This is a genomic window from Aeromonas sp. sif2433 (assembly GCF_019218705.1).
GTDB classification, from domain to species: Bacteria; Pseudomonadota; Gammaproteobacteria; order Enterobacterales; family Aeromonadaceae; genus Aeromonas; species Aeromonas encheleia.
The window spans coordinates 154,909-166,581 of sequence record NZ_JAHUXD010000002.1; the positions used below are offsets into that span (position 1 = coordinate 154,909).

Annotated in this window: 11 protein-coding genes; 3 read left to right on the forward strand and 8 right to left on the reverse strand. The window is 62.6% G+C overall.

What is annotated here, in order from left to right; translation table 11 throughout:
• The first annotated feature begins 27 nt into the window (after positions 1–27).
• The gene (locus KW825_RS03715) at positions 28–987 is read left to right on the forward strand and encodes an amino acid ABC transporter permease (RefSeq protein ID WP_218291923.1); all 960 of its coding nucleotides are present in this window, start codon (positions 28–30) and stop codon (positions 985–987) included.
• 60 nt (positions 988–1,047) lie between these two features.
• A complete protein-coding gene (locus tag KW825_RS03720) occupies positions 1,048–1,791 on the forward strand; it encodes an amino acid ABC transporter ATP-binding protein (RefSeq protein WP_256353774.1) in 744 nt (247 codons plus the stop codon).
• A 74-nt stretch (positions 1,792–1,865) separates the two neighbouring features.
• Here the strand turns inward: KW825_RS03720 and KW825_RS03725 are convergent, their stop codons facing one another.
• Positions 1,866–2,228 carry a hypothetical protein gene (locus KW825_RS03725; RefSeq protein ID WP_218328276.1) on the reverse strand — a complete coding sequence of 121 codons (363 nt, stop codon included), beginning with the start codon at positions 2,226–2,228 and terminating at the stop codon, positions 1,866–1,868.
• 270 nt (positions 2,229–2,498) lie between these two features.
• On the opposite strand from KW825_RS03725, the gene KW825_RS03730 reads away from it, so the two are divergent.
• Positions 2,499–3,338 carry a sterol desaturase family protein gene (locus KW825_RS03730; protein WP_218328277.1) on the forward strand — a complete coding sequence of 280 codons (840 nt, stop codon included), beginning with the start codon at positions 2,499–2,501 and terminating at the stop codon, positions 3,336–3,338.
• 75 nt (positions 3,339–3,413) lie between these two features.
• Here KW825_RS03730 and KW825_RS03735 read toward each other — a convergent pair whose 3' ends face one another.
• The 7 genes from KW825_RS03735 to pstA form a co-directional block, all read right to left on the reverse strand.
• Complete coding sequence (locus KW825_RS03735; protein ID WP_218328278.1) at positions 3,414–4,814, reverse strand: basic amino acid/polyamine antiporter; 1,401 nt, start codon at positions 4,812–4,814, stop codon at positions 3,414–3,416.
• 9 nt (positions 4,815–4,823) lie between these two features.
• Positions 4,824–5,726, reverse strand: coding sequence for a homocysteine S-methyltransferase family protein (locus KW825_RS03740; protein WP_218328279.1), 903 nt, complete (start codon positions 5,724–5,726; stop codon positions 4,824–4,826).
• A gap of 345 nt (positions 5,727–6,071) precedes the next feature.
• Positions 6,072–6,614, reverse strand: a complete 543-nt coding sequence (locus KW825_RS03745) for a hypothetical protein (RefSeq protein WP_218328280.1) — start codon at positions 6,612–6,614, stop codon at positions 6,072–6,074.
• Between the two features lie 132 nt (positions 6,615–6,746).
• On the reverse strand, positions 6,747–8,078 hold the full coding sequence (locus KW825_RS03750; RefSeq protein WP_042654559.1) for a hemolysin family protein: 1,332 nt from the start codon (positions 8,076–8,078) through the stop codon (positions 6,747–6,749).
• Positions 8,079–8,270: 192 nt separating this feature from the next.
• Positions 8,271–8,981, reverse strand: a complete 711-nt coding sequence (gene phoU / locus KW825_RS03755) for a phosphate signaling complex protein PhoU (protein WP_025327511.1) — start codon at positions 8,979–8,981, stop codon at positions 8,271–8,273.
• Positions 8,982–9,071: 90 nt separating this feature from the next.
• Positions 9,072–9,890: a phosphate ABC transporter ATP-binding protein PstB gene (gene pstB / locus KW825_RS03760; RefSeq protein ID WP_042654558.1), complete on the reverse strand. Its 819-nt coding sequence runs from the start codon at positions 9,888–9,890 to the stop codon at positions 9,072–9,074.
• 121 nt (positions 9,891–10,011) lie between these two features.
• A complete protein-coding gene (gene pstA / locus KW825_RS03765) occupies positions 10,012–11,661 on the reverse strand; it encodes a phosphate ABC transporter permease PstA (RefSeq protein ID WP_218328281.1) in 1,650 nt (549 codons plus the stop codon).
• Positions 11,662–11,673: the final 12 nt, after the last annotated feature.

The window sequence follows — 11,673 nt, forward strand, 5'->3', positions numbered from 1 at the left end:
GTGATCAACCCCAAATCCACAAGACAGATGGAAAAACAACCCAATCAGCTGCTCTGGCACGGCATCTTCCTGCTGCTGCTGCTGACCGCCGTCTTTGGCATTTACAAGGCCGTGCAATCGGTGGATTACACCTGGCGCTGGGAACGCATCCCCCAGTACATCGCCTACCAGGCCGAACAGAAGAATTACGCCGAGTTTGACGGCACCGTAGTGGCCGGCACCACAGCCGCCGAGAAGGGCCAGCTGTTCCTGCAAAACGATACCGATCCCGGCCAGCGCCAGCCCATCGCCGCCAGCGGCGCCCAGGTTGCCGAAGGGGATACCGTCTTCCTCGGCGATACCCTGGATATCGAACTCACCTGGACCGCAGGCCCCATCGCCTGGGGTGTCTGGGTCACGGTCAAGCTCTCCCTCGTGGCAGGCATCTTCGCCATCCTGCTGGGCACCCTGGCCGGCCTCGCCCGCCTCTCCCCCAACCCGGCCCTGCGCAACCTGGCGGTCACCTATGTGGAGCTGATCCGCGGCACCCCGCTGCTGGTGCAGATCTTCATCGTCTACTTCTTCATCGGCACCGTACTCAATCTGGATCGCTTCACCGCCGGGGTGGCGGCGCTCGCGGTCTTCACCGGCGCCTATGTGGCCGAGATAGTCCGCGCCGGCATCAGCTCCATCCACAAGGGCCAGATGGAGGCGGGCCGCAGCCTGGGGCTGACCTCGGCCCAGACCATGCGCTACGTGATCCTGCCCCAGGCATTCAAGCGGGTCTTACCGCCGCTGGCGGGCCAGTTCATCAACCTGATCAAGGACTCCTCCCTGGTCTCCGTCATCTCCATCACGGATCTGACCAAGGCCGGCCGCGAGGTGGTCAGCTCCACCTTCAGCCCGTTCGAGGTGTGGTTCACCGTGGCCCTGCTCTATCTGGTATTGACCGGCACCCTCTCCTTCCTGGTGCGTCGTCTGGAGGTGAAATATGCGCGCAGCAACTGATCCCATCATCGAGACCGGCGACCCGAGACAGATCGACACCGGGAGGACCGAGGCATGACCATGCGTAACAAAGCGGACCCCATCATCAAGGCCACCGGCGTGGAGAAGATCTATGCCGGCGGCGTGCACGCCCTGAAGAACGTCAGCACCCAGGTGGCCGAAGGGGAGGTGGTGGTGATCGTCGGACCGAGTGGCTCCGGCAAATCCACCTTCCTGCGCACCCTCAACCAGCTGGAAACCATCAACGACGGCGACATCCTGATCGATGGCATCTGCCTGACCCAGCCGGGGGATGTCAACAAGCTGCGGGAAGAGGTGGGCATGGTGTTCCAGTCCTTCAACCTCTTCCCCCATCTCAACGTGCTGGACAACATCAGTCTCGCTCCCCAGAAGGTGCGCGGTCTGTCGCGCAGCGACGCGCAGGACAGGGCCAAGGCGCTGCTGCTCAAGGTGGGGCTGGCCAACAAGGCCGAGAGTTATCCGTCCCAGCTCTCCGGCGGCCAGCAGCAACGGGTGGCCATCGCCAGGGCGCTCGCCATGCAGCCGCGCATCATGCTGTTCGATGAGCCTACCAGCGCCCTCGATCCCGAGATGGTGGGCGAGGTGCTGGATGTGATGAAGGGGCTGGCCCGGGAGGGCATGACCATGGTGGTGGTGACCCACGAGATGGGCTTCGCCCGCGAGGTGGCGGACAGGGTGCTGTTCATGGAGGGCGGCGAGCTGCTGGTGGATGAGAAGCCCACCGACTTCTTCGACAATCCCCCCTCCCCGCGCCTGCGCCAGTTCCTGAGCCAGGTGTTGTAAGCAAAAGGAAGAAAACGAAGAGGGAGCCCAGGCTCCCTCTCTTATTTGATGCCGGGACCGGCCAGCGCGGTCCCTCAGAAGCGGTAACGGCTCATCAGCCCCGCATAATGCTGATCGGGCAGCAGAACCGGCGCCAGCAACCAGCGATCAGTACCATAGGCCCCCAGAGCCGCCCCCAGCGCATTGGCCCCCGCATCCAGGGCGGAGAACTCGCCGTTGCTCGACGCCAGCTCCCCCAGCACCCCGATGCCGGTGGCAATCCCGAACCCGATCCAGCCCCTCTGCTCCCGATAGCCGTAATGATCGGCAACTGCCGTGAAGCCGGCCCCCATGGCCGCGCCGCCGATGAAATGGCTCAACTCGCTGTTGAAGCTGTCGTTGGCCTGCACACTCGTGCTCAACAGGCCGAACATGACGCACACCAGGATAGCTCTCATCTCCCCTCCACCGCCGGCACCTTGCCGCCCATGGCGCCCCGGGAAGGGCACCAGCTTCCAGTGTAAGCGAGGGCTCGCCAGACGACAGGACGCCGGCAGCGGGGTGACGCGTCCAGGGGTTCATCACCAATGCTCATTATTTGCCAGCAAAAACAAACCGTTGAACAGCACCCAGGCAGGGCGCCTACACGGCTCTGGGAATGAAATGTTAATGAAATTTTAAATTCATTCGGTATGCTGGAATCCAACTGGTCAAACCGGATGCCCGACATGGATGTGCAACTGCTACTGCTTTATCTCTCCCCGATCTTTCTGGCCTTTATCGGCTGGGAGATGCTCTACCTGCGCAAGCACGGGGCGGCCTTTCCCACCGCCACCTACCAGTGGCGGGATCTGTTTGCCAACGGGGCGCTGGCGCTGATGCACCAGGGCGGCGATGCGCTGGCGGCCATCGCCATCGCTTACTGTTACGACGCCCTCTGGGGCTGGCGGCTGCTGGACATCGAACTCAACTTCTGGAGCATCTTGCTGCTGTTCTTGCTGCAGGATCTCTGTTACTGGCTGTTCCATTTCGCCAGCCACCATGTGCGCTGGCTCTGGGCCTCCCACGTGGTACACCACAGCTCCGAGCGGCTCAACCTCTCAACCGCCTTTCGCCAGAGCCTGATGTACCCCGTCTCCGGCATGTGGCTGTTCTGGATCCCCATGATCCTCATCGGCTTCCCGCCAGAGGCCGTGGTGGCCACCGTGCTGCTCAGCCTGGGTTTTCAGTTCTTCGTTCACACCCAGGTGGTGGGCAAGCTTGGCCGGCTGGAGTGGGTCTTCAATACCCCCTCCCACCACAGGGTGCACCACGCCAGCAACGCCAAATACATAGACCGCAACTTCGCCGGCGTGCTGATCATCTGGGATCGGCTGTTTGGCACCTTCGTGGAAGAGGACCCTGCCGAGCCTTGCCGGTTCGGCATCACCAAGCCCATCCGCAGCTTCAACCCCCTCACCCTCACCTTCCACGAGTGGCGCGACATGCTGCGCGAGGCCCGTGGCCTCCCTTGGCAGCAGAAACTCGGTGTGCTGTTTGGCAAACCGGCCGGCCCCGGCAGCGTCTGAATCAGAACCTTGAAGCAGAGCAAAAAAGAGAGCGCCACCAGGGCGCTCTCTTTCATTGCCAATCACAGGCCCGGATCAGACATGGGCAAATGACCAGAGCGCGGGAATGAGGCTCACCAGGGTCATCCCGGCCAGCAGTCGCTCGCGACCGCTGAGCCGCTGATGGTCACCAAGCTGTCGACGGCTGTAGAGAAACAGCAGCAGGCCCGGCCCGTACAGCAGCAAGGAGAGCAGCAGGTATTCCACCCCGGCGGCATAGAGCAGCCAGAGGCCGTAGCCGCTCGACAGCAGCGCCACAGTCCGCATCAGGCCATTGCCCTCACCACTCAAGGAGAGTTTGAGCAGGAACAGGCCGATCAGCAGATAGGGCACCAGGATCATGGAGGTGGAGATGAGCAGCAGGTTGGTATACCCCTTGCCGAGCAGCCACACCAGCAGCAGGCAGCCCTGCACCGTCAGGCTGGTGAGCCACAGCGACGCTATGGGAGTGCCGTTGCGGTTCTGACGCCGGAAGATAGCCGGAAAGGCGCCGTGGCGCGCCGCACTGAAGGGCACCTCGGCCGAGAACAGGGTCCAGCTCACGTAGGAGGCCAGCACCGAGACGATGAGGCCGACACTGATCAGCAGCTTGCCCCAGGAGCCTGTCATCTGGGCCATCAAGCCCGCCATGGAGGGATTGGGCAGGGCCGCCAGCTCGGGTCTGCTCAAAATCCCCAGCGCCAGCACCGAGATGAGCACATAGAGCAGCAGCGCCAGCACCACCCCCAGCACGGTGGCCGTGCCCACGTCCCGCCTGTTCCTGGCGCGGGCCGACAAGACGGCCGCCCCTTCGATGCCGGTAAAGACCCAGAGGGTGATCAGCATGGTGTTGCGCACCTGCTCGGAGACAGGCACCGCCAGTGTGCTGCCCCCCTGATCCGCCGCGAAGGTCATCGGGTCGAACCAGTAGCAGGCGAACAGGATGAACAGCAGCAACGGCAGGCTCTTGGCCAGGGTCGCCACCAGATTGAACAGGGCCGCCTGCTGCACGCCGCGGGCCACCAGCAGATGCACGGCCCAGAGGATGCAGGACTCGCCGATGAAGGCGGCCAAGGTGTTGCCCTCGCCAAACCAGATGTGCTCTGGCGTGTCGACGAAGCTGCCGAGGGCGGCGAAGGCGATCACCAGATAGCCCACAACGCCTATGGTGGCGCACAGCCAGTAGCCCCAGGCGGAGAAGAAGCCCACCAGATCGCCAAAGCCGGCGCGGGCATAGCTGTAGATGCCGCCATCGAGATCGGGCCTTAGCCGCGACAGATAGAGAAAACTCGCGGCCAGCGCCAATATGCCCACCCCGGTGACGCCCCAACCGATCAGCACGGCCCTGGCACCGGCCACCTCGGCCATGTTCTGAGGCAGGCTGAAGATACCCGCCCCCACCATGGAGCTGAACACCAGGGCGGTGAGGGACCAGAGGCCTATTTTGCTCTCTTTCATATGCTCTCCTTAGCGCAGCCGACTGGCCAGGGCCTGAATATGCTCGGGGCCTATGCCGCAGCAACCGCCGATGAGAGAGGCCCCCACGGCACGCCAGCGCTCGGCCCAGCCGAGGTAATCCAGCGGCCCCAGATCGGCGCGGATCTCGTCCAGACCGTCGTTGGCGGTGGCCTCCTTGGGCTGGGGCGGAAAAGCGTTGGCATAGGCACCGAGGCGAATATCCCCTCGCCCCAGCGCCTGCAGTCTGGCGCCGGCCACCGCCAGCGCGGCCTCAATCACCTCGGGCTGACAGCAGTTGAACAGGATGGCATCCACTCCGACCCCGACCAGCGCTGTGACGGCATCCACCACCCGCTCGCCGGAGCGAAGCAGGGGCTCGCGCCCTGGCGTCTCGTCCTCCAGGGTGAAGGAGACCCAGAACGGCTTGCCATCCGCCGGCAACAGCGCCTTGAGCGCCAGCGGCTCGGCAATCAGGCTCATGGTCTCGGCCAGCCAGATGTCCACCTGAGGCGCCAGCGCCCGGATCAGCGGCGTAGCCAGCTCACTCACCCGATCGGCCTCGAACAAGTCAGCACGGTAAGAGCCAAACAGCGGCGGCAAGGATCCCGCCACCTGCACGGCGCCATCCTGCTCATCGGCCACGTCGCGAGCCAACTGGCCCGCCAGCGCCGCCAGCGTTTCCCCCTCGGCGACAAAGCGCTCGGCGCCGATATGAAACGGCACCAGCGCATAGCTGTTGGTGGTGATGACACGGGCACCGCTGGCCACATAGGCCTGATGCACCTCGCGCACCGTCTGCGGCGCCTCCATCAGCGCCAGCGCCGACCACTCGGGCTGGCGAAACGGCGCGCCCCGCCGTGCCAGCTCACGCCCCATGCCACCGTCCAGTACCCACAATGCCTGTGTTTCCATCTGTCCTGTCTCTTTGTTTTTCTGTGTTTGTCTGTTGTGTACCCGGCCATGTCCTGCGGCGATGCGTCGCCGGCGATGTGAATTCGGTACTCCGGGAAATCAGCCATAAAAACATATGGATGTTTAGATGGCTAAAACAAGATAAGACAAAGCCGAGCCGACGGCAATCGGTATCACCGGAAATCAGCCGGCAGAAGATGGGGCAACGCAGTGAAAGCGGCAGAAGGCAGAAGGCAGAAGGCAGAAGGCAGAAGGCAGAAGGCAGAAGGCAGAAGGCAGAAGGCAGAAGGCAGAAAAGCGTGAGGCCACCCTGGGGTGGCCTCATCTCTTATCTGTGGTGACGGTTTAACGCCCCGCCAGTACCCGCTTGGTCTGCTTGACCCAGTCGGAGACACGCCCCTGCTGGGGCAAGCCTTGCCAGATCTGCTCCCACTGGGCCGGGCTCAGGGGGCGACCCAGCCTGCGCTGCACCCCGGCATAGAGGTAGTCATGGGCCGTGGTACGCGCCTGGGCGGAGGTGAGGAACTTAGGCACGGGATCCGTCAGTCGCACGTCCCGCATGCCGAGCAGCGGGTAGTCACTGTGCACCGCCGCCAGCATGGTCTCGCGCATGGCGGACTCGATGTAGCCACGGGCAAACAGGGCCGTCACCGACTCCAGGGATCCCTGCTCCGGCCCCTGATACTCCTCATCGAACACCGGGCTCGGCTCTGCCACGGCGCTTTGCACCACGGCGTCGGGATCCGGCTGCGGCACCACGACGGCGGCCTGGGGGGCTGCGGGCTTGGCCGCGGCAGTGGGCTTGCGGGGCGCGCTCTGGCTGCAGGCCCCCAGAACGATGGCCAGCGCCACACAGGCCAGCGCACGGGAATAAGACGGCATCTTCATGACTCCTGAACGACCTTCTCGGTCACTATGGGTTCCTGGTGGTCCGCGGCTCATCCCGGCCCGGTCCACCACTTCACACTTATCGTCGACGCATTCTAACGAAAACCGGCCCACTTGGGTCAAGCTTCCCGATCAGACCGCCGGATGTGACTCCTGCGCCAGCTTGTCGCTCGCGATGGGTTCGACCCGGGTGACCAGCAGCTGATCGATCTTGTAGCTGTCGATGTCCACCACTTCGAACTTGTAGCCCGCGTATTTCACCGAGTCGGTGCGCTTGGGGATCTTGCGCAGCATGAACATGATGAAACCGGCGATGGTCTCGTAGTTCTGGTTCCCCGGGAACTCCTCGATGTCGAAGGCCCGCATCACATCGGAGATGGGGGTGACCCCGTCCACCAGCCAGGAGTTCTCGTCCCGCTGCACTATCTGCTCTTCCATCGCATGGGTGGCCCACTCGCCCATGACGGTGCTCATCAGATCGTTCATGGTGACTATCCCCACCACCAGGGCGTATTCGTTCATCACCACGGCGAAGTCGCCCCGATGATTCTTGAAGTACTCCATCGCCTCGTAGAGGTTCAGGGTGTCGGGGATGATGATGACGCTCTGCACCAGGGAGCCGCTGTTGAGATCGATGCTCTGGCCGCTGATGACGCGGATCAGCAGCTCCTTGGCGTCGACGAAGCCCTTGATGCTGTCGAGGTTGTGGTCACACACCAGGAACTTGTTGTGGGGGTGCTCGGCGATCTTGGCCTTGATGCTCTCCTCGCCCTCTTGCAGGGTGAAGTAGATGAGGCTCTCGCGGGCCGTCATGGCGGAGGTGACGCCGAGGGATTGCAACTCGAACACGTTCTCGATGAGCTGATGCTCCTCACGCTGGATGACCCCCGCCTCGGCGCCCGCATCCATCACCGCATAGATGTCGTCCGAGGTGATCTCGTCGTTGCGGATCATGGAGACCCGCAGCAGGCGGAACAACGCGTTCGCCATGCCGTTGAAGAACCACACCAGCGGCATCAGCAGGGTCACGCACAGCAGCATGGGACGCACCACCACCACGGCAACCCGCTCCGGCATGCTCATGGCGAGGCGTTTGGGCATCAGGTCGGCGATCAGGATAAAGAGGCTGGTGACGACCACGAAAGAGACGACCGAGCTTATCTGGGAGAGCCAGGGGCCCTGATAGAAGCTGGTGATGAAGGTCTTGATGGCCGGGTTCAGGGCGGATTCGCCCAGGATGCCACCCAGGATGGCGACGGTGTTGAGGCCTATCTGCACCACTGTGAAGAAGTTACCCGGCTGGGCCTGCAGCGCCAGCACTTTTTCGGCATGGCGGTTTCCCTCGTCGGCCATCACCTGCAACTTGATCTTGCGGGAGGCGGCGAGAGAGATCTCGGAGAGGGAGAAGAACACGCTGCCGGCTACCAGCAGCATTAAAAAGAATAAACTATCGGCAAAACTCATGATTGACCTATTGCGACAGCCGCCTTAGCACAAGACGGCAAACTGGGCCCAGGATACCAGACCGTGAGTCCATCCGGGACTCACACAGGGGCAGTATTCTAGCAGAAAAGCGCCCATTGGGTGGCGTTATCTTAACCTGTCGCCCAATGCAACAAAAAAGGCGCTCAATGCGCCTTTTTATTCATTTCTGACTCAATGCTTGCCGAGCAGGTCACTCAGTTCATCGGCCTTGGTGTGGCGTACGTCCTTGCCCTTGACGTAGTAGACGATGTACTCGCAGATGTGCTGGCAGCGATCGCCGACCCGCTCTATGGCCCGCGCCGCCCACAGCACGTTCAGTACCTGGGGAATAGTACGCGGATCTTCCATCATGTAGGTCATCAGCTCGCGGATGATGGACTCGTACTCCCGATCCACCTTGTCATCTTCCTTGTAGACGGCGATGGCCGCCTCCAGATCCATGCGGGCGAAGGCGTCGAGCACGTCGTGCAGCATCTTGATGGTGCGACGGCCCATGTTCTCGAGCGACACCAGCGGCGGCTGCGGCTTGTTGGCGTTGTCGGTCAGCATGCGGGCGATCTTGTCCGCCACGTCGCCGATGCGCTCCAGATCCGTGATGGTCTTGATGATGGCCATCACCAGTCGCAGGTCGGACGCGGTCGGCTGACGCTTGGCGATGATGCGGGTGCACTCCTCGTCGATGGCCACTTCCATGGCGTTGACCTTGTGGTCGTTCGCCACTATCTTGCGCGCCGCGTCCAGATCCTGGATGTGGATGGCCGAGATGGCGTCGGTCAGCTGCTGCTCCACCAGACCGCCCATCACCAGCACCTGGTTGCGCACGTTCTCGAGCTCGGCATTGAACTGACCGGAGATGTGTTTATTGAGGTTCATATTGTCCATACAAATAATCCTTGTTGCTCCGATTATGCCTTAGCCGTTGAACCGACCGCCAATCTGTTTCTGGTCGTTCATGTCAGTCATCCTCATCTCTTAGCCGTAACGACCGGTGATGTAGTCTTCGGTCTTCTTCTTGGCCGGGGTGGTGAAGATGGTGTTGGTGTTCGAGTACTCGATGAGCTCGCCCATGTACATGAAGGCGGTCTGATCCGACACCCGCGCCGCCTGCTGCATGTTGTGGGTCACTATCACCACGGTGAACTGGCTCTTGAGCTCGTTGATCAGCTCCTCGATGGTGAGGGTGGAGATGGGGTCGAGCGCCGAGGTCGGCTCATCGAGCAGCAGCACTTCCGGCTCGATGGCGATGGCACGGGCGATCACCAGCCGCTGCTGCTGACCACCGGACAGCCCGAACGCATTGTCATGCAAGCGATCCTTCACCTCGTCCCACAGCGCGGCGCCGCGCAGTGAACGCTCGGCAGCCTCATCCAGGGTGCGTCTGTCGTTGATGCCCTGCAGGCGCAGGCCATAGACCACGTTCTCGTAGATGGACTTGGGGAAGGGGTTCGGGCGCTGGAACACCATGCCCACCTGACGGCGCAGGGCGGAGACATCCACGCTCTTGTCATAGATGTTGTGGCCGTGCAGCTGGATTTCCCCCTCGATGCGGCAGATCTCCACCAGATCGTTCATCCGGTTGATGCAGCGCAGCAGGGTCGACTTGCCGCAGCCGGACGGGCCGATGAAGGCGGTCACTTGTCCCTTGGGGATCTTCATGTTGACGTTGAACAGCGCCTGCTTGTTGCCGTAATACAGGTTGAGATCCTTGACCTCCAGCGCGGTCTGTTCCGGGCTCAGGTTGAGCAGGTCCAGGGCGGTATGCTGGGTCGAAGTCGGTGTTACGTTGATCATCTGTTTACCTCAAATTCTCTCTGTGGCGGCGGGCATCTTGATGTGCCAGCGGCCGGAACACTTGACTGGCAAGGGGGGCAGCCGCCCGTCCCTTGCCTCACATCAGTCTGGGGTGGCTGGATTAATGCTCCAGCGACCGGAATTTCTCGCGCAGGTGGTTACGAATACCGATGGCCGTCAGGTTCAGGCCGACGATCACCGTCACCAGCAGGAACGAGGTGGCATACACCAGCGGCCGCGCCGCCTCGACGTTCGGGCTCTGGAAGCCGACATCGTAGATGTGGAAGCCCAGGTGCATGAACTTGCGCTCCACGTGCAGGTACGGGAAGTTGCCATCCATCGGCAGGGTCGGTGCCAGCTTGACCACCCCCACCAGCATCAGCGGGGCCACTTCACCCGCCGCCCGGGCTATCGCCAGGATGAGGCCGGTCATGATGGCCGGGCTCGCCATGGGCAGCACTATGCGCCACAGGGTCTCGGCCTGGGTGGCCCCCAATGCCAGGGAGCCCTGACGTATGGTGCTCGGAATTCGGGCCAGCCCCTCTTCGGTGGAGACGATCACCACCGGCAGGGTCAGGATGGCCAGGGTCAGCGCCGACCAGATGACACCGGGGGAGCCAAAGGTCGGGCTCGGCAGCGCTTCCGGGTAGAACAGCTGGTCTAACGAACCACCGAGCGTGTAGACGAAGAAGCCGAGGCCAAACACGCCGTATACGATGGAGGGGACCCCCGCCAGGTTGATCACCGCGATGCGGATGATCTTGGTCAGGTTGTTCTTGCCCGCATACTCGTGCAGGTAGACCGCCGCCACCACCCCGAGCGGGGTGACGATGACCGCCATCAGCAACACCATGAACACTGTGCCGAAGATGGCCGGGAACACGCCGCCCTCGGTGTTGGCCTCACGGGGATCGTCTGAGACGAACTTGCCGATCTGGTGGAACCAGTGTCCCACCTTGGCTGGCAGGCTCATGTCGTTGGGCCACACCACATCCAGCACCTTGGACATGGGCATGGTGATGAGCTCGCCACGCATGTCCTTGACCGTGATGGCATCCCGATCCGCCTCGCTGCGCAGGGAGAACAGCTCCTTCTCCAGCACCTGATAACGATCGTTGAGCGCCTGACGCTGCGCGGCCAGGTCAGCCTTGAGCGCATCGGTCAGCTCGTCCTCCAGCTCGGCCTTGCGCTCCTTGAGGCGCAGTCGCTCCAGCTGATAGTTGATGCTGCCGATGTCACCCTTTTGCAGATCGTTGGCCTGTTCGGAGAGCGCGTTAGCACGGGCCAGCACCCGCTGCAGGGCGGGATGCAAGTCCTGGCTCAGCTCGCGGCCATCCTCCTTCACCCCGACGATGTAGCCGTAGAAGTTGCCGTTGGTGGTGCGCTCCACCATGGCCAGCTCGGCCGGCTGGGTCCGGGACTTGATGTCGGTCTCCAGCACCCAGCGGAAATCGAGGTCGACGAACTCGCGGTTGCCGGTCTTGACCAGATAACGGGTCAGCTGCTCACGCTCCTCCCCTTCCAGCGCCTGGCCGGCGGAGCGCAACCGCTCGACCGGCACCAGCTCGCGATCGTTGATCTCGCCGATCAGCACGCTCTTGTTGCCGCTGGCGTCTTCCAGCTGCCATTCGTAGATGGGGTGAGGCCAGAAGTAGACCAGACCACGCCAGCCGATCAGCAGCAACAGACCCAGTACCGCTACCAGACTCAGGCTGACGGCGCCGCCTGTCATCCAGATCCAGGGGGCCCCTGATTTAAACCACTTACCCATTGTTGATTCCTT